This is a genomic window from Luteimonas rhizosphaerae, assembly GCF_002849595.1.
GTDB classification, from domain to species: domain Bacteria; phylum Pseudomonadota; class Gammaproteobacteria; order Xanthomonadales; family Xanthomonadaceae; genus Luteimonas; species Luteimonas cellulosilyticus.
Map to the genome: position 1 here is coordinate 156,044 of NZ_NRQR01000005.1, position 25,367 is coordinate 181,410.

The following is a 25,367-nucleotide window of genomic DNA, read 5'->3' on the forward strand; positions in this document are numbered from 1 at the left end:
CCGCGCCGGGCCGGCGGCTCAGCGCGAGAGCACCGCCGCGATCACCAGCCCGGCGCAAAGCCAGGCGATGTCGGTCGCGCTGTTGGCCATGCTGGCGAGCGTCCACGCGTGGTGCGGGCCCAGCTTCAGCACCGACTCCCACGGCAGCATGCCCATCGGCCGGGCGAGCTGTGCGGCGACGATGCCGAAGCCGGCCAGCACGATCGCCAGCGCCGTCGCGGCGGTGCCGATCGCCGCGCGCAGTGGGCCCGGGTGAACCCGGGCCAGGCGCAGCAGCCAGGCGGCATCGAGCGCCGCGATCACCGCCATCCAGCTGACTTGACTGTCGCGCGCATCGGCCAGCAGGACCCACGCAGCCGCGATGCCTGCGCTTCCGAGCAGCAACAGGGCGATCGCTAGCGGCAATCGCCGTGCGCGGGCTGGAGGCATGGAAGGCTGCATTGCAGGAATGGCCGGCCAGCATACCGGCGGCCGACGATACAATGACAGCCTTGTTGCGGCCGCCGTCCGCCTCCATCTCCGAAGCCATGTATTCCCGCAGCAGCGAACCCGTCCGATTCGAGCGCGATTGCGCCGTCGTCCTCGTCCCCCAGGGCGAGAACGTGACCCTGCCTGCCGGCAGCGTCGGCTACATCACCCAGGCGCTGGGCGGCAGCTATACCGTCTTCGTCGAAGGCAACCTGTTCCGGATCGCCGGCCGCGACGCCGATGCCATCGGCAAGGAGCCGCCGGTGCCGCTGGAGCTGCCCGACGACGCCGATGATGCGGCCGTCGAGCGCATGGTCTGGAGCCAGTTGCGGACCTGCTTCGACCCCGAGATCCCGATCAACGTCGTCGATCTGGGCCTGGTCTACGAAGCCATCGTCATGCCCGGCGACGCCGGTGACCGCAAGATCGAGGTCAAGATGACGCTGACCGCGCCCGGCTGCGGCATGGGCGAGATCCTCGTCGACGACGTGCGCAACAAGCTCGAGCTGATCCCCACCGTGGGCGAGGCCGATGTCGAACTGGTGTTCGACCCGCCGTGGAACCGCACGATGATGTCCGAGGCCGCGCGGCTCGAAACCGGCATGCTCTGACCCCGCAAGGCCGGGGTCATTTTTGTGAAACCTGATCTTCGCGTCGATATGTGACGCGGGGCGCATTTATGTGCGCAAATTTGTCTGCTAGTCCCATTGCGCAAGGGTCGCGCTGTCGCGTAGCGTCAGTTTGCGGTCAGTTTTGTCATGCCCGCATTCGTGTCGGGACTGGCGTTGTCGTTTGTTCAGGGGATGCCGCCAGTGCCGGTCTTGCCGCTTTCCAGCGGCGTTGTCACCGCCCCGGGGTATCGAATGTCGAAGCACAATCCGTCCCATCGCCCGCGCCGTCGCGCGCTCGCCATCGCCACCGGTCTCGCCATCGCCGCGTGCCTGCCGCTGGCGGCCGGCGCGACCGAGCGCGTCAACCTCAGCGGCCTGCAGTCCGCCGAGACCCACGACCGCTTCATCGTCAAATACCGTGACGGATCCGCCGCGCAGGCGGATCCGGCGTGCGCGGAGCGTCGTCGGCAGCGGCAAGCAGCTGCGCCTTGAACACGTCCGGCGCATGGCGGTCGGCGCCAGCGTGGTCCGCAGCAGCCGCAAGCTCGACCGCGCCGACGCCGAATCGCTGATGCGCCAGATCGCCGCGAATCCCGACGTGGAATTCGTCGAAGTCGACAAGCTCAACCAGATCTTCTGGACGCCCAACGATCCGCGCTTCTCGCAGCAGTACGGCTTCGGGACGGGCGCCGGCGGCATCCGCGCGACCGAGGCCTGGGACGTGACCCGCGGTTCGGGCGCGGTCGTCGCGGTGCTCGATACCGGCATCGCGAGCCACAGTGACCTCAACGGGAACATCCTGCCGGGCTACGACTTCATCATCGACACCGCGGTCGCCGGCGACGGCAACGGCCGCGATTCGAATCCGGCCGATCCGGGCGACTACTATGGCGGCCGCGCGTCGAGCTGGCACGGCACGCATGTCGCGGGCACGGTCGCGGCGGTCACCAATAACGGGGTCGGCGTGGCCGGGACCGCGCCGCTCGCCAAGGTGGTGCCGGTGCGCGTGCTGGGCCGCGGCGGCGGCTACGATTCCGACATCGCCGACGCGGTGATCTGGGCCTCGGGCGGCAGCGTCAGCGGCGTGCCGGCGAACCAGAACCCGGCCGAGGTCATCAACCTCAGCCTCGGCGGCGCGGGCAGCTGCGGCAGCGCGATGCAGAGCGCGATCAACGGTGCGGTCGGCCGCGGCACCACGCTAGTCATCGCCGCCGGCAACAGCAACGCGAACGTCTCGGGGTTCTCGCCGGCGAACTGCAGCAACGTCATCGCGGTGGCGTCGAACACCAGCACCGGCGCGCGTTCGAGCTTCTCGAACTACGGTGCGGGCATCACGATCTCCGCGCCCGGCTCGGGCATCGTCTCGACGCTCAACAGCGGCCAGACCACGCCGGGCAGCGAGAGCTACGCGACCTACGACGGCACCTCGATGGCGGCGCCGCACGTGGCCGGCGTCGTCGCGCTGATCCAGTCGGTGTCCAATCCGGTCAAGACGCCGGCGCAGATCAGGACGCTGCTGACCAGCACCGCGCGGGCCTTCCCGGCGACACCGTCGCAACCGATCGGCGCCGGCATCGTCAATGCGAAGGCGGCGGTCGATGCGGCGTCGGGCGGCACCACGCCGGATCCCGATCCCGATCCGGGCACCGGTGGCCTGCAGAACGGCGTGCCGGTCAGCGGGATCTCGGGTGCGGCAGGCAGCGAGCGTCGCTGGACCTTCACCGTGCCGAGCGGGCGCAGCGGTGTGTCGATCCGGATCGCGGGAGGCAGCGGCGACGCGGATCTCTATGTGCGCCGTGGCAGCGCGCCGACCACCTCGACCTGGGACTGCCGCCCGTACCGCACCGGCAACAGCGAAACCTGCACGGCGTCGCAGAGCGGCACGTACCACATCCTGGTGCGCGGCTACACGTCGTTCTCCGGGGTCACGCTGACGGCCAGCCACAACTGATGGCGGGCCGGCAGCAGCACGAGAAGGGCAGGTCCCTGGTCGCCTGATCGTCGGGCCCGGGACCGGCGGCGCACGTCGCGCTTGCGGTGTGCGCCGTTTTTATCTGCGTTCCATCATCGAGGGGAAGGGAGAACACATGAAGAGAGTCATCGCAAGCATCGCCGTCGGCGCCCTGTCGGTCGGCGCTGCCGTGGCCGGTCCGCGCGACGCGCGCCCGGCGGCGTTCAGCCACTCGCTGCCGGCCGAGCACACCGTGGAACTCAAGCAGATGCCGGCCGTCGACCTCGGCCGCCTGCAGGCCGAAGACCGCCAGCTCGACCGCGCGCTGGGCGACCGTCCGGTCCGTTTCGCCGCGCCGCTGGCCGTCGACGTGACGCCGCAGAACGCCGGCGACTGGGACCAGCTGGCCAATGGCGATCTGGTGTGGCGCCTGCGCGTGGAATCGAAGGACGCGCTGTCGCTGAACTTCGGCTTCGACGAGTACCACATGCCCGAAGGCGGACGCCTGCTGGTCTATCCGGCCGGCCTGTCGAAGAGCGCCAATCCCGAGGTGATCCGCAGCTTCGACGCCAGCAGCAACAAGGCGCACGGCAAGCTGTGGACGCCGATCGTCCCCGGGGACACGGCCGTCGTCGAAGTCGTCGTGCCCAAGGCGCGCGCAGGCGAGCTGAAGCTGCGCATGACCCGCGTGAACCACGACTACGTCGGCTTCGGCAAGCTGGCCCGTGATGGCGCGCTGGCCCAGACCAAGGGCGTGTCGGGCAGCTGCAACGTCGACGTCGTGTGCCCGGATGGCGACGACTTCCGCGAGGAGATTCCCTCTGTTGGCGCGTACTCGCGCTTCGGCACGTTCTACTGCAGCGGCTCGCTGCTCAACAACACCGCCGGCGACCAGAAGATGTACTTCCTGACCGCCCACCACTGCGGCATGGGGACCGCGGACGCCGCGGCCAGCATCGTCGTGTACTGGAACTACGAGAACTCCACCTGTCGTGCCCCGGGCACCGCCGAGAGCGGCGCCAACGGCGACGGCAGCCTCGACCAGAACCAGACCGGTGCGGTCGTGCGGGCGACCTACGCGACCTCGGACTTCACCCTGCTCGAGCTGGATGACGCCGCCGATCCCGCGTTCGACCTGAGCTGGTCGGGCTGGGACCGTCGCGATCTGGCGCCATCGGGCGCGACCGGCATCCACCATCCGCGCGTCGCCGAAAAGCGCATCACCCATTCGGACAACCCGCTGCAGATCGAGGGCTATCTCGGCGCCGGCGGTGAAAGCCATCTGTGGGTGCAGTGGAACCAGCGCGGCACGACCGAGGGCGGCTCGTCGGGTTCGCCGATCTACAGCCCGGAAGGTCGCGTCGTCGGCCAGCTGCACGGCGGCTATGCGTCGTGCAGCACGACCGGCGCCGACCATGTCGACTGGTACGGACGTGTGTTCACGTCGTGGACCGGCGGCGGCACCGCGGCCAGCCGTCTGAGCGACTGGCTGGATGCGGCCGGCACCGGCGCCGAGTTCGTCGACACGATCGGCGCCGATGGCGGCACCGAGCCGGGCGCGCCGGTCGCGGACTTCGACGTCGCGATCGACGACGACACCCTGACGGTGACCTTCACCGACACCTCGACCGACGGCGACAGTGCGATCGCGTCCTACGCGTGGGACTTCGGCGACGGTAACGGATCGACCGAGGCCAGCCCGGTGCACACGTATGCCGAGGCCGGTGTCTACACCGTCTCGCTGACGGTGACCGACGCCGACGACCGCAGCCACACCCGCAGCCAGACCATCGAGGTCGGCGACACCGGTCCCGATGCGATCGAGCTGGTGAACCGCACGCCGGTCACCGGCCTGTCCGGCGGTGCGGGCGAGGCGGTGCTGTACCGCATCGACCTCGACGCGGACGCGAGCGGCCCGCTGCAGATCCTGACGTCGGGCGGCCGCGGCAACGTCACCGTGCACGTCAGCTTCGAGGCCGAGCCCACGCTCGACAGCTATGACTTCCGCTCGGCGCGTCCGGGCAACAACGAGTCGATCCGGATCGCCGCGCCCGAGGCCGGCAGCTACTACATCCTGGTCGTCGGCGAGTCCGCCTACAGCGGCGTGAGCCTGCAGGCGCGCCACAACTGATCCGGTTTCGCGCGCAGGGACGCGCGCATCGGGACGACGACGCCCCGGCATCCGCCGGGGCGTTTTCGCGTGCGGCGTGTCCAACGTCGCGTTCATGCCGGGCCGCTACCATCGGACCCGGTTCCACAACCGGAGTGCGTCGATGATCCGCTCGATGCGTGGACTGCGAACGACGGGGCTGCTGATGCTGGCCCTGTTGCTGACGACGATGACGGGGTGTGCGATGGCGACACAACAGACAGCGCTGCCGGCCGATGGCAGCTACCAGCGCTTCATCGTGAAGTACCGCGAGGCCAGCGCACCGGGTCGCGATCCCGCCGCCGTGCAGCCGCGGCTCGACGCGGCCGCATCGACGGTGGCGCCGGTGACGCTCGCCTGGCAGCGCCGCATGGGCGTGCAGGCGGACGTGTTCACGACCAGCGTGCCGCTGGATGCCGACGCGGCGCAGGAGCTGATGCAGCGCCTGTCCGATGATCCGGACGTCGAATACGTGGAACCCGACGGCCGCATGGGCATCGGCCCGGGTCCGGCACTGCCCGAGCGCACCCGGGACTGAGCCGCGGGCGCGGCCCGCGCGCGAGGCCGTCAGGCGATGGGTTCGAAGCGGTTCGCGTCGACGTTCTTGCGCACCAGCAGCGGATCCCAGATACGGCCGTTCATCGCCACGTAGACGCCGGGCGGCTTCGACTGCACCGCGCCGACCGCGGTGCCGATGTTGAACTCCGCATCCGAGCCGCGGAACCGGGCCGGGCTCAAGGCGCCGGTCAGCACGATCGTCTTGTCGGCGATCGACGACAGCACCTTGGCCGTTTCGACCATCGAATCCGTGCCGTGGGTCAGCAGCACGTGGCGCGCCGGCTGGGCGGCGATGGTCGCCCGGATCAGCTCGCGGTCGTCGTCGGTGATGTGCAGCGAATCCTTGCGGATGATCGGGATCACCCGGAACCGGAACGCGACGCCGAGCTCTTCGAGCATGCGCCCGATCTGCGGGTCGCCGACCTGGAAATCCGACTTGTCGTCGAAGTAGATCTTGTCGATCGTGCCACCGGTGGTGACGATCAGCAGCTCGTCCATTGGGTTGCGTCGCGATGGTAGACCTCGGCGCCTGCCGCGCGGAACTCGGCCGATTTTTCCGCCATGCCGGCTCAGTGGCGGTCGCGCTCGACGGGCGCCGCGCGCGGACGCGAGAATCGCGCGCGCACGCCCGGCAGGCTGGCCGAGAACACCACCGACAGCGACAACGCGATGCCGGCCCAGGGCCAGAGACCGAGTTCCGGATACGTCCAGGCGTACATGACGCCGTGCGAGAACCAGAACAGCGCGGCGATGCCCGACCACAGCGGCGCACTGGGCCGCCGCAGCAGCACGCCGGCAAGCAGCAGCAACGGCGGCAGGACGAACACCAGCAGGGCGGCGCCGAAATGCGGATCGTCGCGATGCCAGGCCAGGTAGAGCAGCGCGATCGCCGCGAGCGAGCCGGCCAGCACCACGCGCGAGGAGGGGCGGGTCATGCCGACAGCTTCGCGGCGAGTTGCGCGACGCGGCGGCCGAGGGCACGGGCCAGGGCCGCCTCGTCGTCGGTCGGCTGCGGGTCGTCCTGCTGACCCGCCACATGGCTGGCGCCGTAAGGCGTGCCGCCACCGCGGGTGCTGGTCAGCGCGGGCTCGGTGGCACCAGCATCGTCAGCAGCGTGGCTTCCTGGCCACCGTGCTGGGTCGCGGTCGAGGTGAACACGCCGGCCGGCTTGCCGACCAGGGTGCCGCTGGCCCATTCGGCGCCGAGCGAATCGAGGAAATGCTTCAGAGGCGCGGCCATGTTGCCGAAGCGGGTCGGACTGCCGAGCAGCAGGCCGGCGCACTCGGCGAGGTCCGCGCGCTCGACGTAGGGTGCGCCTTCTTCGGGCACCGGCGCCGCGATCGCCTGGGTCACCGCGCTGACCGGCGGCACGGTCCGCAGCCGCGCCGTCATGCCGTCGACCTCGCCGATGCCGCGCGCGATCTGGCGGGCCAGGCGCGCGACCGAGCCGTTGCGGCTGTAATAGAGGACCAGGATGTCGGGCATCGGCACGGGGCGCGGAAGTCGGTGGGCGGCCAGTCTGACAGGCCGCGGCAGCGCTGCCGAATCGGGCGCGCGGCGGCGCCGGCGAGCGTGTCGCGACCGACGTGTCGGGCGCAGCCGCTTTGCTACCCTGCGCGGATGGAGCCACTCGACACGATAACCCGCTGGGGCGAGCGCGCCATGGACCGCGCACGCGCGCTGACCTTCGGCCGGTTCCTGTGGCGCCGCTTCCTCGACGACCGCTTGTTCGAAGCGGCCGGCGCGCTCGCGTTCACCACGGTGTTCGCCCTCGTGCCGCTGTCGATGGTGGTGTTCGGCGTGCTGTCGGCCTTCCCCACGTTCGGCCAGTGGCGCGACCAGCTCAGCGACTACATCTTCTCGAACTTCGTGCCCAATTCCGCGCGCGCGGTCGAGCAGGTGCTGTTGCAGCTGTCGGCCAACACCGGCCAGCTGACGACGATCGGCGTGGTCGCGCTCGTGATCTCGGTCCTGGTGACCCTGCTCAGCGTGGAAGGCACGTTCAACCGCATCTGGCGGGTCAAGTCCGCGCGCCCGACCTTCACCCGCTTCCTCGTGTACTGGACCGTGCTGACGCTCGGTGCGCTGGTCGCGACCGCCAGCCTGTCGGTGTCGGCGCGGTTCTTCGCGCTGCAGATCTTCGATACCGAAGGCGGCCAGTGGCTGCGGACGGCGATGCTGTGGGCGGCGCCGATGTGCATCGAGCTGCTCGCCTTCGCGACCCTGTACCGGGTGGTGCCGCACCGCACCGTGCAATGGCGGCACGCGTTCGCAGGCGCCGCGCTGGCGGTGCTCGGTTCGGAAGCCGTGAAGTGGGCGATCGGCCTGTATCTCGGCAGTTTCAGTGCCTACGAGCGCATCTACGGCCAGATCGCATTCCTGCCGATCTTCCTGCTGTGGGTCTATCTGGGCTGGGTGTCGATCCTGCTGGGCGCCTCGTTCGCCGCGTCGATCTCGGCGTTCCGCTACCAGCCGGCGCATCTGCGCCTGCCGCGCGGGTACGAGCTGTACGGCCTGCTGCGTCTGCTCGGGCGGTTCAACCAGACCCGGGCCGCGGGTCGTGGCCTGCACAGCGACGAGATCCAGGAACTGGAGCCGATGCTGACCGATTCGCTGGTGCAGGAAATGCTCGCCCAGCTCGAAGAGATCAACGTCGTGCGCCGCGCCGAGACCGGCGAGTGGCTGCTGGCGCGCGACCTGTCCAGCCTGACGCTCGCCGAGCTCTACGACACCTGCCACCTCCGCATCCCGACCGCCGAGGCGATGTTGCCGTGCCGCGACGACGCGCTCGGCGTCGCCGCGGTGGCCGCACTCGACGACCTGCGCGTTCCGCTGCGCGATCTGCTCAAGCGCCGCGTCTCGACCCTCTTTCCGCCCCCGGAGACACCATGACCCTGCATCGATTGCTGGCCGGCAGCGCCGTCGCCGCGCTGCTCGCCGCCTGCACGCCGTCGAGCGCGCCACCCGCCGAAACCCCGGACGCGCCGACCGCGACGGCACCGGCGCCGGCGCCGTCGGCGGACGCCGGGGCCGACGCGGCGGGCGACGGCGTCGAATTCCCGAGCCTGCGGATCGCGACGCTCGACGGCGGCACCTTCGATCTCGCCGAGCGCCGCGGCCAGTGGGTGGTCGTCAACTTCTGGGCGACGTGGTGCGCGCCGTGCCTGAAGGAGATGCCCGAGCTGTCGGCGCTGGACGCGATGCGCGACCACATCGACGTGGTCGGCCTGGCCTACGAGGAGATCGAGCCGGCCGACATGCAGGCCTTCCTCGAGAAACGCCCGGTCGTGTATCCGATCGCGATCCTCGATACCTACGACCCGCCAGCCGACTTCGACACACCCAAGGGCCTGCCGATGACCTATCTGATCGCGCCCGACGGACGCGTCGCGCGCAAGTTCCTGGGTCCCGTCACCGCCGAAGGCATCGAGGCGATGATCGCCGAAGCCGGCGGCCCGGCACCGGCCGCGTCGCCCGCAGGCGCCTGATGGCGACGGCGCGGTTCCGCGTGTCGGGGCGCGTCCAGGGCGTGGGCTTCCGCGCCGCGACGCGCGACCAGGCCCGTCGACTGCAGCTGCGCGGCCATGCGGCGAATCTGGACGACGGACGGGTGGAAGTCCTGGTCTCGGGCACGCCGGAGGCGATCGGGACGCTGGCCACCTGGCTCGCCCACGGCCCGCCGTCGGCAGGCGTCACCCGCGTCGTGCGCGACGCGCCGGCGGTCGATGCGGTGCCGGGCGACTTCGAGGTGTGTTGAGCAGGCCGGGCGTGGGCGTCAGTCCGGCTCGAACGGCGCCAGCGGCGCCAGCACCGGATAGCGCTCGCGTCTGGGTTTGCCCGGCAGCGGCGGGAACGCGATCTGCGGCGCATCCACATGGATGTCGGGCAGGCGGTCGAGCAGGTCGCGGATCAGGGTCAGCCGTCCGCGGCGCTGGTCGTTGAAGTCGACGAGCGTCCACGGCGCGTGCGGCGTATGCGTCGTCGCGAGCATCGCATCGCGTGCGCGCGAGTAGTCCTGGTAGCGCGTGCGCGCGGCGACGTCCATCGGCGAGAGCTTCCAGCGCTTCAGCGGATCGTCGAGCCGCGCGAGAAAACGCGCTTCCTGTTCCGCCTGGTCGCAGCCCAGCCAGTACTTGAACAGCAGGATGCCGTCGTCGACCAGCTGCTGCTCGAACACCGGTGCCTGCTGCAGGAAGGCACCGACCTCGGCCGGCGACGCGAAGCCCATCACCGATTCGACACCGGCGCGGTTGTACCAGCTGCGGTCGAACAGGGCGATCTCGCCGGCGGCGGGCAGATGCGCGACGTAACGCTGGAAATACCACTGGCCGCGTTCGCGCTCGCCGGGTTTCGGCAGCGCGACGACGTGGCACTGGCGGGGATTGAGGTGCTCGGAGATCGCCTTGATCGTGCCGCCCTTGCCGGCGGTGTCGCGGCCTTCGAAGACGATCAGCAGGCGCTGTCCGCTGTGCTGCAGCCAGCGCGCGAGGTCGGCCAGCGCCACCTGCATCGGCGCGAGCGCCGCTTCGTATGCCTTGCGCTTCATCGGTTTCATCGCGGGACCTGCAGCGGGGAAGAGGGGGGTCGGCGCGACGCGCTCAGCGCGGTTTCGCCGGACGCGCCTGGGCCATGCCGCGCGCGACTTCCAGCAGCGCGCCCTGCTGCCGGGTCGTCAACGTGCGGTAGGCGGCCAGCAGATCGTGCTCGCCCTTGGTGCGCGCCGGATCCAGCGTGCTGGCGAGCGTCGCGAACAGCGCGCCGGCGGGCACGCCGAACGCCTTCGCCAGTGCATCGAGCTGGTCCTGTCCCGGCGTCTTTTCGCCCCGCAGCCAGGCCGAGACCGTGGCCGCACCGGCGCGCGGAATCGCCGCGGCCAGTTCGCCGACGGTCAGGCCGCTGGCCTTGACGAGCAGACGCAGGGTCTGGTCGATGGCCATGCTCAGGCTTCTTTGAGGCGTGGTCGGATCGTCGCCAGGTTGCAGGGCTTCGTCCGTGCGTCGAGCTGGCGCTGGACGATCTTCTCCCACGCGGTCCGGCAGGCCGAGGTCGAGCCGGGCAGGGCGAAGACGAACGTCGCATTGGCGAGACCGGCGAAGGCGCGCGACTGCAACGACGACGTGCCGATCTCGTCGAACGAAATCGCGCGGAACAGTTCGCCGAAGCCAGGCATTTCCTTGTCGAGCAACGGCAGCAGGGCCTCGGGCGTCGAGTCGCGGCCGGTGAAGCCGGTGCCGCCGGTGACGAGGACGCCGTCGACGGCGGGGTCGGCGATCCACTTCGAGACCAGGGCGCGCATCGCGTAGCGGTCGTCGGGCAGCAGCGCGCGTTCGCCGATGCGGTGACCGGCCTCGGTCAGGGCGCCGACCAGATAGTCGCCGGAGCTGTCGGTATCGAGCGTGCGGCTATCGGACACCGTCAGCACGCAGACCTGCAAGGGAATGAAATCGGAAGATGTGCTCATGCGGCGAGGGTACCGCACGCCCCTGGACGACATCGCATGCGCGCCTGGCGGCGGGCTGCGCGAGGTTCGTGTGGCGCCTGGGCGCTGCCCTCGTCGGCGTCCGAGTCGATGATGAGACGGAAGCGCCGTGGACGAAGCCGGGGACATCGGGCGAACGCGAGCTCGCGGTTGGCACCCGCAGGCCCGGTCGTCGTCGGAATGCCCGGGCCGGTCACACAGGGAGATCCCGGTCCCACGGCGGTTCCGGCCCGAACTGCCCGACCAGCCAGTCGATGAACACCCGCACCTTGGGCGCCAGTTCGCGGGCGCTCGGGTAGATCACCCACAGCGTCTGCGTGGACACGAGCGGGTGGTCGCGCAGCACCGGCACCAGCGCGCCGTTGCGCAGCTCGGTGGCGGCGGCCCAGGTCGCCATCAGCGCGATGCCCAGGCCCGCGGATGCGGCGTCGCGCACCGCGCCGCCATCGTTGATGCGCAGTGTGGGCGTGACCCGCTTGACCACGACCTCGCCCTGCGGATCCCGGAACGTCCACACGTCGAGCGTCCCGACCACCAGGCATGCGTGCCGGTCCAGATCCTCCGGGCTTGCCGGTTCGCCGTGCTGCGCGAGGTATCCGGGCGCAGCCACCAGCACCCGGCGATCGGGCGCAAGCCGCCTCGCCACGAAGGACGAGTCCGCCAGATCCGCATACCGCACCGCGACGTCGAACGCGCCTTCGACCAGATCCACCACGCTGTCGGAGATCCGCAGGTCCAGCCGGAGGTCGGGATAGCGCGCGATGAACGCAGGCAGCGCCGGCACGATGTGCATGCGTGCGAACGACGACGGGGCGGCCACCCGCAGCACGCCGCGGGGCGACTGCTGTTCCCGGCCCAGTGCGGCGCGCGCCGTGGCGGCCGCTTCCAGCAGATGTTCGGCATGCGGCAACAGGGCGCTGCCGTCTTGGTGCACCAGCCGCGCGCCCAGTTCCTTTTCGAATGCCGCCAGCCGGGCGCTGGCCGCCGCCGGCGTGATGCCGAGGTCGCGCGCGGCGGCACTGATGCTGCCGAGATGGGCGACGCGTACGAACAGGGTCAGCGCATTGAAATCCATCACGTCATCCAGCCAGAAGACCGCCCGCGGTTGCACCCATGATCGCCGAATCCATCGCACCGGTCGCGTCATCGCGTGCACCGGCACGGCGGCTTCAAAGCCGCTTTGAAACTGATTCCGCCGTGCGCCGGCTACCGGCGAACGGGCCGTCGCGTGAGCATGACCTACCGCCACCGACGTGGCACCGACGAAGGAAAAAAAGCTCATGCGCACTACGATGCAAGCCATGGTCCTGACCCGCTTCGGCAGCGGCGATGCGTTCGAACTCCGCGATGTCCCCGTGCCCGGTGTCGGCCCCCGCCAGGTGCGCGTCCGCGTGCATGCCACCGCGGTCAATCCACTCGACTACCAGATCCGTCGTGGCGATTACGCCGCGTACGTGCCGCTGCCGGCGATCATCGGCCACGACATCTCCGGCGTCATCGAGGAGATCGGCGCGGAGGTGACCGAATTCCGTGTGGGCGACGCCGTGTACTACACCCCGAAGATCTTCGGGGGCTGGGGCTCGTACGCCGAGCAGCACGTGGCCGATGTGGATCTCGTGGGCCGCAAGCCGGAGAACCTCAGCCACCTCGAGGCGGCCAGCCTGACCCTGGCCGGCGGGACCGTATGGGAGGCCTTCGTCGCGCGGGCCCAGCTGGCCGTGGGCGAAACGATCCTCATCCACGGCGGCGCCGGCGGCGTGGGCACGCTCGCCATCCAGGTGGCCAAGGCGATCGGCGCCCGGGTGATCACGACCGCGCGCGCGGTGGACCACGCCTTCGTGCGGGAGCTGGGCGCGGATGAGGCCATCGATTTCACCGCCGTGGACTACGTGGACGCGGTCGCGGAGATCACCCAGGGGCGCGGTGTCGACGTCGTGTTCGACACCATCGGCGGCGACACGCTGACCCGCAGCCCGCTGGCTCTGGCCGACTTCGGTCGCGTGGTCAGCCTGGTGGACATCGCCACGCCGCAGAATCTGGTTGATGCCTGGGGCAAGAACGCGGCCTACCATTTCGTCTTCACCCGTCAGAACCGCGGCAAGCTGGACGCGCTGACCCGGCTGGTGGAGCGCGGGCAGGTGAAGCCGGTGATCGGCGCGGTATTGCCGCTGGCACGCATGGGCGAAGCCCACGATCTGCTGGAGAACGGCGCCCGGCACGCCCTGCGGGGCAAGGTGGCCATCGACGTGGCGGGGTTGTCGTGATCACCGAACTGGCGTTGCTGCGGATCGGCACCGGCATGAACGACCCGTTCGAAGCGGCCTTCCGCACGGTGGCGCCGCTGCTGCGGCAAGCGGACGGCTACCTGCGGCATCGTCTGGTCCGCACGCTCGATCACGACGAGACGTATCTGCTCGACGTGGACTGGCGCGACCTCGCCGCACACGTGGCGGGCTTCGAGCCCAGCGAGACGCATGCGCGCTTCATGGCCGCGCTCGCGCCGTTCCTGGTGGGCGAGCCCACCGTCGTCCATGTGCCATCGCACGTGACAGAGAGCGAATGACGAGATTGGCCCGGTGCTAGGCCGGGCGGAGCGGGCGCGCCATGTCGTGCGTCGGCCCGCCTGGCCGACCAGTCGATGCGACCGCGCTGCAGTCCTGAAGAAGGCCCCTGCGTGACGCCGGACATGTCGGGTCACTTCACCAGGCCGGTGGTTGCGCGGTCAACACATCACCTGTGACCGCAGCCGTCACCCGCATCGCCCGGCGGCGCGGTCGCGACGTGGGCAGCGAGCTGCCGATGACGCGTCACTGCGCGGTCATGCGCGCCAGTTCGTCGGCCTGGTGTTCCTGCGACAACCGCGCGATCAGTGCGTCGAGATGGCCTTCTAGCACGTTCGGCAGGTCGTACAGCGTCAGTCCGTCGATGCGATGGTCGGTGATCCGGCCCTGCGGATAGTTGTAAGTGCGGATGCGCTGGCTGCGGTCGCCGCTACCGACCTGCAGCTTGCGCACTTCCGCGGTCGCGGCCGCGCGCCGGTCGGCTTCCGCTTCGGCCAGCATCGCGCGCAGGCGCTTCATCGCCTTGTCGCGGTTGGCGTGCTGCGAACGCTCGGTCTGCGATTCGACGACCAGGCCGCTGGGCAGATGGGTGATGCGGATCGCCGAGTCGGTCTTGTTGACGTGCTGGCCGCCGGCCCCGGAGGAGCGGAAGGTGTCGACCTTCAGGTCCGCCGGGTTCAGTTCGATCGGCTCGCCGGCCTCTTCGATCGGGATGATCGCCACCGTCGCGGCCGAGGTGTGGATGCGCCCCTGCGATTCGGTCTCGGGCACGCGCTGCACGCGGTGGGTGCCGGACTCGAACTTCAGCTTCGCGTAGGCGCCGGCGCCGTCGACCGCAGCGATCAGTTCGCGGAAGCCGCCGTGCTCGCCGCCGCTCGACGACTCGACCTCGACCCGCCAGCCCTGGCGTTCGGCGTAGCGCTGGTACATGCGGAACAGGTCGCCGGCGAAGATCGCGGCCTCGTCGCCTCCCGTGCCGGCGCGGATCTCGAGGTAGAAGCCGCCGTCGTCGCGCGCGTCGCGCGGCACCAGCATCGCCATCAGCAGGGCGTCGAGTTCCGCCAGGCGCGTCGTCGCGGCGGCGATCTCCTCCTCGGCCAGTTCGCGCATCACCGGATCTGCCTGCATCGCTTCGGCGGCGCGCAGGTCGGCGAGCGTGCGGCGTTCGTCGTCGAGTGCGGTCGCCAGCGGCTCGAGCTGGGCGAACTCGCGCGACAGGTTCCGGAAGCGGCTCTGGTCCGCGATCGTGCCGGGGTCGGCGAGCAGGCGTTCGAGTTCGTCGCGGCGTTCGGCCAGCGCTTCGAGCTTACGGCGCAGGGTCGGCAGCATCGTCGTCGTCGTGGGGAAGAGCGGGCGGCAGCAGCCGGTCGAGGGTCTGCGCGAACGCGTCGTCGCCGTGCAGCGCCGCGTCGCGGAGCGCCGCCGTCGGCAGGTGCAGCAGGCGGTTGGTCAGCGTGTGCGCCAGCAGCTCCAGCACCGCTTCGGGGGACTGGCCGGCAGCGAGCTGCTGGCGCGCGCGCGCCAGCGATTCGGCGCGCACGCTGTCGCCGTGCGCACGCAGGCGCTTGAGCGGGGCATTGCGACCGCTGGCCGCGCGCGCTTCGGTGTAGCGCGTGACCTGCAGGTCGATGATCGCCTCGGCATCGTTGGCGGCCTCGCGGCGACCGCGCCGGTTGTCGTCGATCGTGCGTTCGAGATCGTCGACGGTGTAGAGGAACACATCGTCGAGCGAGGCGACATCGGCCGCGATGTCGCGCGGCACGGCGAGATCCATCAGCAGCATCGGCCGGTGCTTGCGCGCCTGCAGCGCCGCCGCGACTTGGGGGCGGGTCAGCACCGGCTCGCGACTGGCGGTGGCCGACAGCACGATGTCGGCGAGGAACAGGTGCCGGTCGAGTTCGTCCAGCGGCAGTGCAATGCCGCCGTGACGCGAGGCGAGTTCCTGCGCGTGCTGGTAGGTGCGGTTGGCGATCAGCAGCCGCTTGACGTTGGCCTGTGCCAGATGCCGCGCGGCCAGTTCGATCGTCTCGCCGGCGCCGATCAGCAGCACCGCCGAATCCGACGGCCGCGCGAAGGAGTCCTGCGCCAGGCGTACCGCCAGCGAGGCGACCGACACCGGGCTGTTGCCGATGCGGGTTTCGCTGCGCGCGCGCTTGGCGGTCACGAAGGCGTGCTGGAACACCCGGTCGAGCTCGCTGCCCAGCGTGCCGGCGCCGCGCGCGGCGGCCCATGCCTGCTTCACCTGGCCGAGGATCTGCGGCTCGCCGAGCACCAGCGAATCGAGCCCGGTGGACACCCGGAACAGATGCCGCACGGCGGCTTCGTCCCGGTGCCGGTACAGATACGCCTGCAGCGAGCCGCCGGCGTCGCTGGCATCATCCGACGGGTGGGTCGCCAGCCAGTGGGTCAGCGCACTGCCGTCGTCATCGGCGATCGCATAGAGCTCCGTCCGGTTGCAGGTCGAGAGCAGCGCCACCTCGCGCACCTGCGGCAGCGCACGCAACTGCGCCAGCGCCGCCGGCAACGCATCGCCGGCGAACGCGACGCGCTCGCGCAGGGCGACCGGCGCGGTCTGGTGGTTGATGCCGAGTGCGAACAGGCTCATGGAGGGCGGGCGTCGGGTCCGGGCGGCGGCCTTGCGGGCCGGGAAAACGAGGATCCCGCATGGCACGTGACGGTGCCGGTCGGACTCCTCACCCGTTCAGGCGCTTGCGATAAGCTCGTCGGGGAAGGCGCCCATTTTACGGCCCGGTTGCTCCCGATGCCCGTTTTTCCAAGTTTCCCCGCGGTACGGACCGTCCCGTCGCGTCGTCGCGCACCGGTCGCGTTGCTGGTGTCGCTGCTCACGATCGCGGGCGCGGCCCAGGCCCAGACGTCCGGACGCGACGATGTCCTGCACCAGGATCTGCTCGGCGCGACGCTGGCCGGCGAGTTCGCGGTGCAGGCCGGCCGGCTCGACGAAGCGGCCGACTGGTATCTCGATGCCGCGCGCGCCTCCGACGGCGATGCCGGCCTCGCCGAGCGCGCGACCCGCATCGCCTTGCTCGCGGGCGACGATCGCCGCGCCGCCGATGCGTTGGCGCTGTGGCGCCGCAACGCGCCCGATTCGCTGCCGATGCGCGCGGCCGAAGCGACGCTGTCGCTGCGCGATGGCCGCGATCGCGCCGCCCGGCGCCAGCTCGAGGCCCTGCTGCGCAGTCCCGACCCGAGCGGCTGGCGGCATGCGTTCACGGTGCTGTCGGGCGGCGGACGCGACCCGGCGCAGGCGGCCCGCATCCTCGGCCAGCTGGTCGACGGCGACGCGATCCCCGATGTGCTGCAGGCCTGGATGGCGTTCGGCGGACTCGCCCAGCGGCTCGACCGGACCGATCTGACCGAGCGGATCCTCACGAGCATCGTCGCGCGCTTCCCGGGCGAGCCGCGGGTGGCGCTGCTGCGTGCGAGCCAGATGCGCGAGGTCGGCCGCGCCGACGAAGCACGCGCCGCGCTCGCGACGCTCGCCAATGGCGCTTCGGTACCGCCGGATCTGCGCCTGGCCCTGGCGATCGAATATGAAGCGCTCGGCGATTTCGCCGAGGCCGAGCGGATCCTCGCGGCGGGCCCGCAGGACGGGCGCACGGTGATCCTGCGCGCCTCGTTGCTGGCGCGCGCCGACGACAAGCCGGCGCTCGCCGCGTTGTACGAAGAGCTGAAGGTCGGCGCGGAAACGCCCAATCCGGCGCAGCGTCTGCTGCTCGGCCAGCTGGCGGAATACCTCGAGCAGTACGAGGAAGCGCTGGAGTGGTACGTCAGCGTGCCCGGCGGCGCGGAGCGCTGGCAGGCGCGTTTGCGCGGGGCGCGCGTATTGCACGTGCTCGAGCGTCGGGACGAGGCCTATGCTCAGCTGCGCGAGTTGCAGGCCGATGGCAGCGCGGACGACGAAATGCGCCGCAATGCCTATCTGCTCGAAGCCGAACTGCATCGCGACGACGACACCGGCGCCGCCGAGCTCGAGGTCTACAACCGCGGCCTGGCCGCGATCCCAGACGATCCGGCGGTGCTCTACGCCCGCGCCCTGATGTGGGAACGCCGCGACGACATCCCGCGCGCCGAGGCCGACCTGCGTCGGATCCTGGTGTCGGAGCCGGAGAACGTCGCCGCGTTGAACGCGCTGGGCTACACGCTCGCCGACCGCACGACCCGGTACACCGAGGCGCTGGAGCTGATCGACCGTGCGCGCGTGGCCGAGCCCGACAACGCCGCGATCATCGACAGCTACGGCTGGGTGCTCTACCGGCTGGGCCGCAACGAGGACGCGCTGGTCGAACTGCGCCGTGCGTTCTCGATGATGAAGGACGCGGAAGTCGCCGCGCACATCGGCGAAGTGCTGTGGGCCCTGGGCCGGCAGGACGAGGCGCGGAAATATTTCGACGAGGCGCGCGCCCTGGATCCGGAGAACCGTTCGCTGCAGCGCGCCCTCGAGACCACGGGCGCATGAGGCGCGTGCTGCTGCGCGGCATCGCCGCCCTGTCGCTCGTCGTACTCGCGGCCTGCAGCAGCGTGCCGGTGCGGCCGCCGCCGGTCGTCGCCGACCAGCTCGATCCGGCCGCGGTCGCTGCGCAGCAGGCGCGGCGTGACTGGTTGCAGGCGCATCCCGACTGGCAGTTCGAAGGGCGGGTCGCGGTCAGCCAGGCCGGCCGCGGTGGCAGCGGGCGCGTCGACTGGCAGCAGACCGGGCCGACCTACACCGTCGCTCTCAGTGCGCCGGTGACCCGGCAGAGCTGGCGCCTGCTGGCCGATCGCCGCACCGGCGCAGGCCGCATCGAAGGGCTGGCCGGTGGGCCGCGCGAAGGGCCGAGCGCGGAGGCGCTGGTGCTCGATGCCACCGGCTGGCTGATTCCCGTCGCGCAACTGCCGGACTGGGCGCGCGGCCTGGTCGTCGACGCCGATGCGGCGGGGGCGTCGCGCATCGCCTACGACGCCGAGGGCCGGCCGCAGATCGTCGAACAGCAGGACTGGACGGTGGCGTACCTCGACTGGCATCCGGCCGAGGGCGAGCGCCCGGCGCTGCCGCGGCGCATCGATGCCACCCGCGGCGACGCGACCGTCCGGGTCATCGTCGACAGCTGGGATTTTTCCGCGCCATGAGCGGCGCGGTGGGCGCCGGCTGGTCCACGTGGCCGGCGCCGGCGAAGCTGAACCTGTTCCTGCGCATCATCGGCCGCCGGCCGGATGGCTATCACACGTTGCAGACCGTGTTCCGGCTGCTGGACTGGGGCGACACCGTGCGGCTGCGCGTGCGCGAGGACGGCGCCGTGCGTCGTATCGGCGCCTCGGTGCCCGGGGTCGACGAGGCCGACGACCTGCTGGTGCGGGCGGCGCTTCTTCTCAAGCAACACGCGAATGTCGGCCAAGGCGTCGACATCGCCGTCGAAAAGCGCATTCCGGCAGGGGGTGGCTTCGGTGGCGGCTCGTCCGATGCGGCCACCGTGCTGCGTGCGCTGGATCGGCTGTGGGGGCTGGATCTCGGCGAGGACCGGCTCGCCCGGCTGGGCCTGCAGCTGGGCGCGGACGTGCCCGTGTTCGTCCGCGGCCACAACGCATGGGCCGAGGGGGTCGGCGAATCGCTGCGGCCGATCGACCTGGCGTCGGCCTGGTATCTGATCGCGACGCCCGACGTCCACGTGAATACCGCGCAGCTGTTCCAGTCGCCTGAATTGACGCGAAATGCCGCGCCCGCGACAATGGCCGACTTCGTTTCAGGTGCATCGCTCGGCAATGCGTTCGAGCCGGTCCTGCGTCGCCGCGAATCCGCCATCGAAGCGGTGTTCGCAGCGCTCGCGGAGGTCGGCACACCGCGGTTGACCGGGTCGGGCAGTGGCTGCTTCGTCGAATTCGCCGACCGCGGATCCGCCGGAGCCGCGCAGGCACAGGTGGCAGGACGGGTTCCGACCCGGATCGTCGCCGGGGCCGCGCGCTCGCCGCTGCTCGATGCGCTCGAGGCCTCCGGGACCGGAGGTCCGGACGTGGAGCAGGGGGCCGCACCGACCACGGGTCGGGGCACACACCGCTGATCCGCGACCGGCGATCTCGGCACCAATCCGCAGGGGCGTCGCCAAGAGGCCCAAGGCACCAGGTTTTGATCCTGGCATCCGCAGGTTCGAATCCTGCCGCCCCTGCCAATTCATTCCACGCTCCGGCGTGGAGCGCCCTTCATCCGCTCGGTCAGAGCGACGCGGAAACCGCCGACATGAAAGAAGAACGCAACCTCCTGATTTTCTCGGGCAATGCCAATCGCTCGCTGACCGATGCGGTCTGCCGCGAACTCGGCGTGCGCCAGGGCAAGGCGCTGGTCTCGACGTTCTCCGACGGCGAGGTCCAGGTCGAGATCGAGGAGAACGTGCGCCGCCAGGATGTGTTCCTGATCCAGCCGACCTGCGCGCCGTCGGCCGAGAACCTGATGGAACTGCTGGTGCTCATCGACGCGCTCAAGCGCGCTTCGGTCGCCAGTGTGACCGCGGTAATCCCGTATTTCGGCTACTCGCGCCAGGATCGTCGCCTGCGCTCGTCGCGCGTGCCCATCACGGCCAAGGTCGCGGCCAAGATGGTCACCGCCGCCGGCGCCGACCGGGTGCTGACGATCGACCTGCACGCCGACCAGATCCAGGGCTTCTTCGATATTCCGGTCGACAACGTCTACGCCTCGCCGCTGCTGCTGGCCGACATCTGGCGCGCGCACGGCACCGACAACCTGATCGTGGTCTCGCCCGACGTCGGCGGCGTGGTCCGCGCGCGCGCGATCGCCAAGCGCCTCGACGACGCGGACCTCGCGATCATCGACAAGCGCCGCCCGCGCGCCAACGTCTCGACGGTGATGAACATCATCGGCGACGTGCAGGGCAAGACCTGCGTGCTGGTCGACGACATCGTCGATACCGCCGGCACGCTGTGCGCCGCGGCCGCCGCGCTGAAGAAGAACGGCGCCGAGAAGGTCGTCGCCTACTGCACGCACGCCGTGCTGTCGGGCGCCGCGATCGACAACATCGAGAAGTCCCAGCTCGACGAGATGGTCGTCACCGACACAATTCCGTTGTCGGACGCGGCGCGCGCCTGCAGCCGCATCCGCCAGCTCAGCGTCGCCGAGCTGCTGGCCGAAACCATCCGCCGCGTCGCATTCGGCGAGTCCGTCAGCTCGCTCTACGTCGACTGATGGCCCCGTTCCAGCGCGTACGGCCGCATGCCGGGCGCTTCGCAATTTCCGGCGTCCGCCGGAACCCTGACTCGCCTGGTCGCGGGCGAGTCACTCAAACCGTCGCGAGACGGTTCACTCCAAGTAGGTAGACAACACCATGGCAACTCAACATGAAATCAAGGTGCAGCGCCGCGAAGACGAAGGGAAGGGTGCGAGCCGCCGCCTTCGTCACGCCGGTGAAGTGCCGGCCGTCGTTTACGGCGGTGACCTCAAGCCGGTCAGCATCAAGCTGAGCCACAACGACGTCCTGCTGGCCAGCCAGCACGAGTGGTTCTATGCGTCGATCCTCGACCTGAGCCTCAACGGCGACGTGCAGAAGGTGCTGCTGCGTGACATGCAGCGCCATCCGTTCAAGCAGCAGATCCTGCACCTCGACTTCCAGCGCGTCAGCGACAACGAGGCGATCCGCACCGCGGTGCCGCTGCACTTCCTCAACGAGGACACCTCGCCGGCCGGCAAGGCCGCCGACGTCGTGATCACGCACGAGCTCAACGAAGTCACCGTGACCTGCCTGCCGGGCGACCTGCCGGAGTTCATCGAGATCGACCTCGGCGAGATGGTGGTCGGCGACATCATCCACCTGTCGCAGCTCAAGCTGCCCAAGGGCGTCGAGATCCCCGAGCTGGCGCAGGGTGCGGACCACGACGTCGCCGTCGTCGTCGCCAAGCACGGCCGCGTCGAGCTGGAGCCGGAAGAGACCGACGAGGACGCGGCCGACGTGCCGGCGACCAAGGCGGCCAAGGACGACGAGTAATCGTGCCGTGCCGGTGCGTTCCGCAGGGGACGCGCCGGCCGGACCGGCCGCATGGAAGGTTTGCGTCTCATCGTCGGGCTGGGCAATCCCGGGCCCGAGCACACCAGAACCCGGCACAACGCCGGGTTCCGGTTCGTCGACGAACTCGCCGCGAAGGCGGGTGCGTCGTTCCGGCTGGACAGCAAGCTGTTCGGCGAGACGGCGAAGATCGACATCGCCGGTCGACCTGTCTGGCTGCTGAAGCCGGCCACCTTCATGAATCTCAGCGGCAAGTCGGTGACGGCCGCGCTGCGGTTCTGGAAATTCGAACCCGACCAGGCGCTGCTCGCGCACGACGAGCTGGACCTGCCCCCGGGGACCGCGCGACTGAAGTTTGACGGCGGACATGGCGGCCAGAACGGCCTGCGCGACACGATGCGGCTGCTGGGCCATGGTGGCTTCCACCGGTTGCGCATCGGGATCGGGCATCCCGGCCACAAGGACAAGGTGACGCCGTGGGTGCTGGGCCGCGCGGGCGCGGACGACGACATCCTCATCGGGCGTGCGATCGACGACGCGATCGACGTGCTGCCGCTGGCGATGGCGGGCAATTTCATGGACGCGATGACGCGTCTGCATACGCCGAAACCCTGAGCTTCGGGCTTGGGGATTCCGGATTGGCCGCCGCGGCGGTGCTGCAATCCGGAATCCCGAATCACGAATCCCGGAACACGACATGGGCATCAAATGCGGCATCGTCGGCCTGCCGAACGTCGGCAAGTCGACCCTCTTCAACGCGCTGACCAAGGCGGGCATCGCCGCGGCCAACTTCCCGTTCTGCACCATCGAGCCGAACGTCGGCATCGTGCCGGTGCCGGATCTGCGCCTCAACGCGCTGGCCGCGATCGTCAAGCCGCAGAAGGTGCTGCCGACGGCGGTCGAGTTCGTCGACATCGCCGGCCTCGTCGCCGGCGCGGCCAGCGGTGAGGGCCTGGGCAACAAGTTCCTGTCGCACATCCGCGAGGTCGACGCGATCACCCACGTGGTGCGCTGCTTCGAGAATCCCGACGTCATCCACGTCAACAACAAGGTCGACCCGATCGCCGATATCGAGACGATCGACACCGAGCTTGCGCTGGCCGACCTGGATTCCGTCGAGCGCGCGCTGCAGCGCGCCGAGCGCTCGGCCAAGACCGGCGACAAGGACGCGAAAGTCCGTGCGGAGGTGCTGGGCCGGGTGCACAAGGGCCTGGCCGACGGCCAGCCGGTGCGGGCGCTGACGCTGTCCGACGACGACCAGGCCGCGATCCGCGATCTGTTCCTGCTGACCGCCAAGCCCGTGCTGTACATCGCCAACGTGCTCGAGGACGGCTTCGAGAACAATCCGCACCTCGACGCCGTGCGCGCGCGCGCAGTGGGCGAGGGCGCCGAGGTCGTGCCGGTGTCGGCGGCGATCGAGGAAGAACTCTCGCAGCTCGACGATGCCGACCGCGACGCGTTCCTCACCGATCTCGGCCTCGACGAGCCGGGCCTCAACCGCGTGATCCGCGCGGCCTACGGCCTGCTGGCGCTGCAGACCTACTTCACCGCCGGCGTCAAGGAAGTGCGCGCGTGGACGGTGAAGATCGGCGCGACCGCGCCGCAGGCGGCCGCCGTCATCCACACCGATTTCGAGAAGGGGTTCATCCGCGCCGAAGTGGTCGGCTACGACGACTTCATCCGCTACAACGGCGAGTCCGGCGCCAAGGAAGCGGGCAAGTGGCGCCTGGAAGGCAAGGAGTACATCGTCAAGGACGGCGACGTGATGCACTTCCGCTTCAACGTCTGATCGCCGCGCCGGCGCATGCCCGCCGGTCGCGCTGCCACAGCCCCGCATCGCGCGGGGCTTTTTCATGATGCGCTGGCTGAGCCGCGGCGGGACCGGCGCCGCCGCGCTACCCTGCCCGCCATGCCGCGCGCGCCGCCGGCGTCTCCGGAGTCTTGCGATGCGTGTGTCCCGTCTGCGTCACCTGGTCTCCGCGCTGCTGCTGGCCGTCGCGCCGACGGCTCTGGCGCAGGCGCCGGTCGAGCCGCTGCTGGTCATCCACGGCGGCGCCGGCGTCGAGCGGGCCGGGATGACGCCGGACCTCGAGGCCGCAGCAAGAGCCGGGCTGGAGCAGGCCCTGCGCGCGGGCCATGCGCGGCTGCGCGATGGCGGCTCGGCGGTCGATGCCGTGCTCGCCGCGGTGACCGTGCTCGAGGACGATCCCAGCTTCAACGCCGGTCGTGGCGCGGTGTTCACCCATGACGGCGTCAACGAGCTGGACGCGTCGCTGATGGACGGCGCCACCCGTCAGGCCGGTGCGGTCGCCGGGCTGCGCCGGATCCGCAATCCGCTGCAGCTCGCGCAGCGGGTGATGGAGACGTCCGGGCACGTGATGCTGGTAGGCGAGGGCGCGGAAGCCTTCGCGCAGGCCCAGGGCGTCGCGTTGGAGGATCCGGCCTGGTTCCGCACCGAGCGACGCTGGCAGCAACTGCAGCGTGCGCTGGAGGCGGAGACACGCGAGGCGGCCACCGGCGCGGCGGCGCCGGTCGATCCGCGCCGCTATTTCGGCACGGTCGGAGCCGTGGCTCGCGATACCCGGGGCCATCTCGCGGCCGGCACCTCGACAGGCGGCATGACCAACAAGCGCTACGGCCGGGTCGGCGATGCGCCGATCATCGGTGCGGGGACCTGGGCCGACGGCGGCTGCGCGGTGTCCGGTACCGGCTGGGGCGAGTTCTACATCCGCACCGCTGCGGCGCGCGAGATCTGCGCGCGCATGGAATACCGGGGCGAATCCGCCGCGCAGGCAGGCGAGGCGGTCATCAACCAGCAGATCCCGGCGCTCGGCGGCAACGGCGGCGCGATCGTGCTCGGCGCCGATGGCGGCATCGCACTGCCGTTCAACACCGGCGGCATGCATCGCGGCTGGATCGGCGCCGATGGCGTACCGCACGTGGCGATCTACGCGGACGATTCCCTGCAGATGCCGTGACCGCAGGCGTGCCATCCGTGCGAGAATGCGCCCCCCGTGATGCGGTCGCCGCACATTCGTTGCAATCGAGCGTTGACAGTCGTTCGAGGTGGCCTCAAAATCGCGGGCTGTTTTCACCGGCAAGATGAAAGCGCCGGAGGGATACCCAAGCGGCCAACGGGGGCAGACTGTAAATCTGCTGGCTTACGCCTTCGGTGGTTCGAATCCACCTCCCTCCACCAGTTCGCAGGTGGAAACGCGGTTCAGTCAGGCGGTAGAAGTGCGACAGTTGTATGCGGCAAGCAGGATCCCGGTGCGGGAGTAGTTCAATGGTAGAACCTCAGCCTTCCAAGCTGATGGTGCGGGTTCGATCCCCGTCTCCCGCTCCATTGATGCGTCCCCTGCCAGTTTCCACATCGTTGCTCACGTAGCTCAGTCGGTAGAGCACCTCCTTGGTAAGGAGGAGGTCGAAGGTTCGATTCCTTTCGTGAGCACCACCTCCGCAGTACAGCCGTTCCGCGAACAGCACGCCTCACCACTTTCTCCATCCGATTCGAGACAAAGCAGCCATGGCAAAGGGTAAGTTCGAGCGCACCAAGCCCCACGTGAACGTGGGCACGATTGGTCACG

25 protein-coding genes, 4 tRNA genes and 2 pseudogenes are annotated in these 25,367 nt (G+C 70.1%); 21 read left to right on the plus strand and 10 right to left on the minus strand.

Annotated features, from left to right (window positions below; all coding sequences use genetic code 11):
• Positions 1-18: 18 nt before the first annotated feature.
• On the minus strand, positions 19-429 hold the full coding sequence (locus CJ022_RS03045; protein ID WP_143703867.1) for a hypothetical protein: 411 nt from the start codon (positions 427-429) through the stop codon (positions 19-21).
• A 98-nt stretch (positions 430-527) separates the two neighbouring features.
• On the opposite strand from CJ022_RS03045, the gene sufT reads away from it, so the two are divergent.
• From sufT to CJ022_RS03065, 4 genes and pseudogenes are all read left to right on the plus strand, one after another.
• On the plus strand, positions 528-1,079 hold the full coding sequence (gene sufT, locus CJ022_RS03050; RefSeq protein WP_101925222.1) for a putative Fe-S cluster assembly protein SufT: 552 nt from the start codon (positions 528-530) through the stop codon (positions 1,077-1,079).
• 252 nt (positions 1,080-1,331) lie between these two features.
• Positions 1,332-3,030, plus strand: a pseudogene (locus tag CJ022_RS03055) (S8 family peptidase).
• A 136-nt stretch (positions 3,031-3,166) separates the two neighbouring features.
• Positions 3,167-5,161, plus strand: a complete 1,995-nt coding sequence (locus CJ022_RS17670) for a PKD domain-containing protein (RefSeq protein ID WP_101925223.1) — start codon at positions 3,167-3,169, stop codon at positions 5,159-5,161.
• Positions 5,162-5,303: 142 nt separating this feature from the next.
• The gene (locus CJ022_RS03065) at positions 5,304-5,717 is read left to right on the plus strand and encodes a hypothetical protein (protein ID WP_143703868.1); all 414 of its coding nucleotides are present in this window, start codon (positions 5,304-5,306) and stop codon (positions 5,715-5,717) included.
• Between the two features lie 29 nt (positions 5,718-5,746).
• Here the strand turns inward: CJ022_RS03065 and CJ022_RS03070 are convergent, their stop codons facing one another.
• From CJ022_RS03070 to CJ022_RS03080, 3 genes and pseudogenes are all read right to left on the minus strand, one after another.
• Entirely contained in the window at positions 5,747-6,235 is a 489-nt protein-coding gene (locus tag CJ022_RS03070) for an asparaginase domain-containing protein (RefSeq protein WP_101925225.1), read from the minus strand.
• Between the two features lie 71 nt (positions 6,236-6,306).
• Positions 6,307-6,672 carry a DUF2069 domain-containing protein gene (locus tag CJ022_RS03075; RefSeq protein ID WP_101925226.1) on the minus strand — a complete coding sequence of 122 codons (366 nt, stop codon included), beginning with the start codon at positions 6,670-6,672 and terminating at the stop codon, positions 6,307-6,309.
• Positions 6,669-7,222, minus strand: a pseudogene (locus tag CJ022_RS03080) (NAD(P)H-dependent oxidoreductase). The gene CJ022_RS03075 and the pseudogene CJ022_RS03080 overlap by 4 nt, the downstream one beginning before the upstream one ends.
• A gap of 135 nt (positions 7,223-7,357) precedes the next feature.
• On the opposite strand from CJ022_RS03080, the gene CJ022_RS03085 reads away from it, so the two are divergent.
• The 3 genes from CJ022_RS03085 to CJ022_RS03095 are packed head-to-tail and all read left to right on the plus strand — an operon-like array spanning position 7,358 to position 9,494.
• Positions 7,358-8,629, plus strand: a complete 1,272-nt coding sequence (locus tag CJ022_RS03085) for a YihY family inner membrane protein (RefSeq protein WP_101925227.1) — start codon at positions 7,358-7,360, stop codon at positions 8,627-8,629.
• Positions 8,626-9,225 (plus strand): TlpA family protein disulfide reductase, encoded by a 600-nt coding sequence (locus CJ022_RS03090; protein ID WP_101925228.1) that lies wholly within the window; start codon positions 8,626-8,628, stop codon positions 9,223-9,225. Before CJ022_RS03085 ends, CJ022_RS03090 begins: the two co-directional genes overlap by 4 nt.
• A complete protein-coding gene (locus CJ022_RS03095; RefSeq protein WP_101925229.1) occupies positions 9,225-9,494 on the plus strand; it encodes an acylphosphatase in 270 nt (89 codons plus the stop codon). Before CJ022_RS03090 ends, CJ022_RS03095 begins: the two co-directional genes overlap by 1 nt.
• An 18-nt stretch (positions 9,495-9,512) precedes the next feature.
• Here CJ022_RS03095 and ppk2 read toward each other — a convergent pair whose 3' ends face one another.
• The 4 genes from ppk2 to CJ022_RS03115 all read right to left on the minus strand — a co-directional run bounded on the left by ppk2 (position 9,513) and on the right by CJ022_RS03115 (position 12,498).
• Positions 9,513-10,292 carry a polyphosphate kinase 2 gene (gene ppk2 / locus CJ022_RS03100; protein WP_101925230.1) on the minus strand — a complete coding sequence of 260 codons (780 nt, stop codon included), beginning with the start codon at positions 10,290-10,292 and terminating at the stop codon, positions 9,513-9,515.
• A gap of 43 nt (positions 10,293-10,335) precedes the next feature.
• Positions 10,336-10,674, minus strand: a complete 339-nt coding sequence (locus CJ022_RS03105) for a helix-turn-helix domain-containing protein (RefSeq protein WP_101925231.1) — start codon at positions 10,672-10,674, stop codon at positions 10,336-10,338.
• 2 nt (positions 10,675-10,676) lie between these two features.
• Positions 10,677-11,198: a molybdenum cofactor biosynthesis protein B gene (gene moaB, locus CJ022_RS03110; protein WP_101925232.1), complete on the minus strand. Its 522-nt coding sequence runs from the start codon at positions 11,196-11,198 to the stop codon at positions 10,677-10,679.
• A gap of 211 nt (positions 11,199-11,409) precedes the next feature.
• Positions 11,410-12,498 carry a LysR family transcriptional regulator gene (locus CJ022_RS03115; RefSeq protein WP_199171421.1) on the minus strand — a complete coding sequence of 363 codons (1,089 nt, stop codon included), beginning with the start codon at positions 12,496-12,498 and terminating at the stop codon, positions 11,410-11,412.
• A gap of 19 nt (positions 12,499-12,517) precedes the next feature.
• Here CJ022_RS03115 and CJ022_RS03120 point away from each other — a divergent pair, with 19 nt between their 5' ends.
• Together CJ022_RS03120 and CJ022_RS03125 are read left to right on the plus strand one after the other, a co-directional pair.
• Positions 12,518-13,480, plus strand: coding sequence for a zinc-dependent alcohol dehydrogenase family protein (locus CJ022_RS03120; protein ID WP_199171422.1), 963 nt, complete (start codon positions 12,518-12,520; stop codon positions 13,478-13,480).
• Positions 13,477-13,779 carry an antibiotic biosynthesis monooxygenase family protein gene (locus tag CJ022_RS03125; protein WP_101925234.1) on the plus strand — a complete coding sequence of 101 codons (303 nt, stop codon included), beginning with the start codon at positions 13,477-13,479 and terminating at the stop codon, positions 13,777-13,779. The genes CJ022_RS03120 and CJ022_RS03125 overlap by 4 nt, the downstream gene beginning before the upstream one ends.
• 244 nt (positions 13,780-14,023) lie before the next feature.
• Here CJ022_RS03125 and prfA read toward each other — a convergent pair whose 3' ends face one another.
• Both prfA and hemA read right to left on the minus strand, forming a co-directional pair.
• Complete coding sequence (gene prfA, locus CJ022_RS03130; protein ID WP_101925235.1) at positions 14,024-15,106, minus strand: peptide chain release factor 1; 1,083 nt, start codon at positions 15,104-15,106, stop codon at positions 14,024-14,026.
• Entirely contained in the window at positions 15,084-16,382 is a 1,299-nt protein-coding gene (hemA, locus tag CJ022_RS03135; protein ID WP_101925236.1) for a glutamyl-tRNA reductase, read from the minus strand. Before hemA ends, prfA begins: the two co-directional genes overlap by 23 nt.
• 156 nt (positions 16,383-16,538) lie before the next feature.
• Here hemA and CJ022_RS03140 point away from each other — a divergent pair, with 156 nt between their 5' ends.
• The 12 genes from CJ022_RS03140 (at position 16,539) to CJ022_RS03195 (ending at position 25,234) form a co-directional block, all read left to right on the plus strand.
• Complete coding sequence (locus tag CJ022_RS03140; protein WP_101925237.1) at positions 16,539-18,254, plus strand: tetratricopeptide repeat protein; 1,716 nt, start codon at positions 16,539-16,541, stop codon at positions 18,252-18,254.
• Positions 18,251-18,904 carry a lipoprotein insertase outer membrane protein LolB gene (lolB, locus tag CJ022_RS03145; protein WP_101925238.1) on the plus strand — a complete coding sequence of 218 codons (654 nt, stop codon included), beginning with the start codon at positions 18,251-18,253 and terminating at the stop codon, positions 18,902-18,904. The genes CJ022_RS03140 and lolB overlap by 4 nt, the downstream gene beginning before the upstream one ends.
• Complete coding sequence (ispE, locus tag CJ022_RS03150; protein WP_101925239.1) at positions 18,901-19,830, plus strand: 4-(cytidine 5'-diphospho)-2-C-methyl-D-erythritol kinase; 930 nt, start codon at positions 18,901-18,903, stop codon at positions 19,828-19,830. Before lolB ends, ispE begins: the two co-directional genes overlap by 4 nt.
• A gap of 31 nt (positions 19,831-19,861) precedes the next feature.
• Positions 19,862-19,938, plus strand: a tRNA-Gln gene (locus tag CJ022_RS03155).
• A gap of 68 nt (positions 19,939-20,006) precedes the next feature.
• Positions 20,007-20,966: a ribose-phosphate diphosphokinase gene (locus CJ022_RS03160; RefSeq protein ID WP_101925240.1), complete on the plus strand. Its 960-nt coding sequence runs from the start codon at positions 20,007-20,009 to the stop codon at positions 20,964-20,966.
• Positions 20,967-21,105: 139 nt separating this feature from the next.
• Positions 21,106-21,762, plus strand: a complete 657-nt coding sequence (locus CJ022_RS03165; protein WP_101925241.1) for a 50S ribosomal protein L25/general stress protein Ctc — start codon at positions 21,106-21,108, stop codon at positions 21,760-21,762.
• Positions 21,763-21,813: 51 nt separating this feature from the next.
• Entirely contained in the window at positions 21,814-22,395 is a 582-nt protein-coding gene (gene pth / locus CJ022_RS03170) for an aminoacyl-tRNA hydrolase (RefSeq protein ID WP_101925242.1), read from the plus strand.
• A gap of 82 nt (positions 22,396-22,477) precedes the next feature.
• A complete protein-coding gene (ychF, locus tag CJ022_RS03175; protein ID WP_101925243.1) occupies positions 22,478-23,569 on the plus strand; it encodes a redox-regulated ATPase YchF in 1,092 nt (363 codons plus the stop codon).
• A 157-nt stretch (positions 23,570-23,726) separates the two neighbouring features.
• The gene (locus tag CJ022_RS03180; RefSeq protein ID WP_101925244.1) at positions 23,727-24,758 is read left to right on the plus strand and encodes an isoaspartyl peptidase/L-asparaginase family protein; all 1,032 of its coding nucleotides are present in this window, start codon (positions 23,727-23,729) and stop codon (positions 24,756-24,758) included.
• A gap of 135 nt (positions 24,759-24,893) precedes the next feature.
• Positions 24,894-24,979 (plus strand) — tRNA-Tyr (locus CJ022_RS03185).
• A gap of 73 nt (positions 24,980-25,052) precedes the next feature.
• Positions 25,053-25,126 (plus strand) — tRNA-Gly (locus CJ022_RS03190).
• Between the two features lie 32 nt (positions 25,127-25,158).
• Positions 25,159-25,234 (plus strand) — tRNA-Thr (locus CJ022_RS03195).
• Positions 25,235-25,367 lie beyond the last annotated feature (133 nt).

Excerpts from the sequence above, each read along its gene's own strand:
- CJ022_RS03045 (WP_143703867.1), bottom strand. The coding sequence starts at position 429 with ATGCCTCCAGCCCGCGCACGGCGATTGCCGCTAGCGATCGCCCTGTTG.
- sufT (WP_101925222.1), top strand. The coding sequence starts at position 528 with ATGTATTCCCGCAGCAGCGAACCCGTCCGATTCGAGCGCGATTGCGCC.
- CJ022_RS17670 (WP_101925223.1), top strand. The coding sequence starts at position 3,167 with ATGAAGAGAGTCATCGCAAGCATCGCCGTCGGCGCCCTGTCGGTCGGC.
- CJ022_RS03065 (WP_143703868.1), top strand. The coding sequence starts at position 5,304 with ATGATCCGCTCGATGCGTGGACTGCGAACGACGGGGCTGCTGATGCTG.
- CJ022_RS03070 (WP_101925225.1), bottom strand. The coding sequence starts at position 6,235 with ATGGACGAGCTGCTGATCGTCACCACCGGTGGCACGATCGACAAGATC.
- CJ022_RS03075 (WP_101925226.1), bottom strand. The coding sequence starts at position 6,672 with ATGACCCGCCCCTCCTCGCGCGTGGTGCTGGCCGGCTCGCTCGCGGCG.
- CJ022_RS03085 (WP_101925227.1), top strand. The coding sequence starts at position 7,358 with ATGGAGCCACTCGACACGATAACCCGCTGGGGCGAGCGCGCCATGGAC.
- CJ022_RS03090 (WP_101925228.1), top strand. The coding sequence starts at position 8,626 with ATGACCCTGCATCGATTGCTGGCCGGCAGCGCCGTCGCCGCGCTGCTC.
- CJ022_RS03095 (WP_101925229.1), top strand. The coding sequence starts at position 9,225 with ATGGCGACGGCGCGGTTCCGCGTGTCGGGGCGCGTCCAGGGCGTGGGC.
- ppk2 (WP_101925230.1), bottom strand. The coding sequence starts at position 10,292 with ATGAAACCGATGAAGCGCAAGGCATACGAAGCGGCGCTCGCGCCGATG.
- CJ022_RS03105 (WP_101925231.1), bottom strand. The coding sequence starts at position 10,674 with ATGGCCATCGACCAGACCCTGCGTCTGCTCGTCAAGGCCAGCGGCCTG.
- moaB (WP_101925232.1), bottom strand. The coding sequence starts at position 11,198 with ATGAGCACATCTTCCGATTTCATTCCCTTGCAGGTCTGCGTGCTGACG.
- CJ022_RS03115 (WP_199171421.1), bottom strand. The coding sequence starts at position 12,498 with ATGAGCTTTTTTTCCTTCGTCGGTGCCACGTCGGTGGCGGTAGGTCAT.
- CJ022_RS03120 (WP_199171422.1), top strand. The coding sequence starts at position 12,518 with ATGGTCCTGACCCGCTTCGGCAGCGGCGATGCGTTCGAACTCCGCGAT.
- prfA (WP_101925235.1), bottom strand. The coding sequence starts at position 15,106 with ATGCTGCCGACCCTGCGCCGTAAGCTCGAAGCGCTGGCCGAACGCCGC.
- hemA (WP_101925236.1), bottom strand. The coding sequence starts at position 16,382 with ATGAGCCTGTTCGCACTCGGCATCAACCACCAGACCGCGCCGGTCGCC.
- CJ022_RS03140 (WP_101925237.1), top strand. The coding sequence starts at position 16,539 with ATGCCCGTTTTTCCAAGTTTCCCCGCGGTACGGACCGTCCCGTCGCGT.
- lolB (WP_101925238.1), top strand. The coding sequence starts at position 18,251 with ATGAGGCGCGTGCTGCTGCGCGGCATCGCCGCCCTGTCGCTCGTCGTA.
- ispE (WP_101925239.1), top strand. The coding sequence starts at position 18,901 with ATGAGCGGCGCGGTGGGCGCCGGCTGGTCCACGTGGCCGGCGCCGGCG.
- CJ022_RS03160 (WP_101925240.1), top strand. The coding sequence starts at position 20,007 with ATGAAAGAAGAACGCAACCTCCTGATTTTCTCGGGCAATGCCAATCGC.
- CJ022_RS03165 (WP_101925241.1), top strand. The coding sequence starts at position 21,106 with ATGGCAACTCAACATGAAATCAAGGTGCAGCGCCGCGAAGACGAAGGG.
- pth (WP_101925242.1), top strand. The coding sequence starts at position 21,814 with ATGGAAGGTTTGCGTCTCATCGTCGGGCTGGGCAATCCCGGGCCCGAG.
- ychF (WP_101925243.1), top strand. The coding sequence starts at position 22,478 with ATGGGCATCAAATGCGGCATCGTCGGCCTGCCGAACGTCGGCAAGTCG.
- CJ022_RS03180 (WP_101925244.1), top strand. The coding sequence starts at position 23,727 with ATGCGTGTGTCCCGTCTGCGTCACCTGGTCTCCGCGCTGCTGCTGGCC.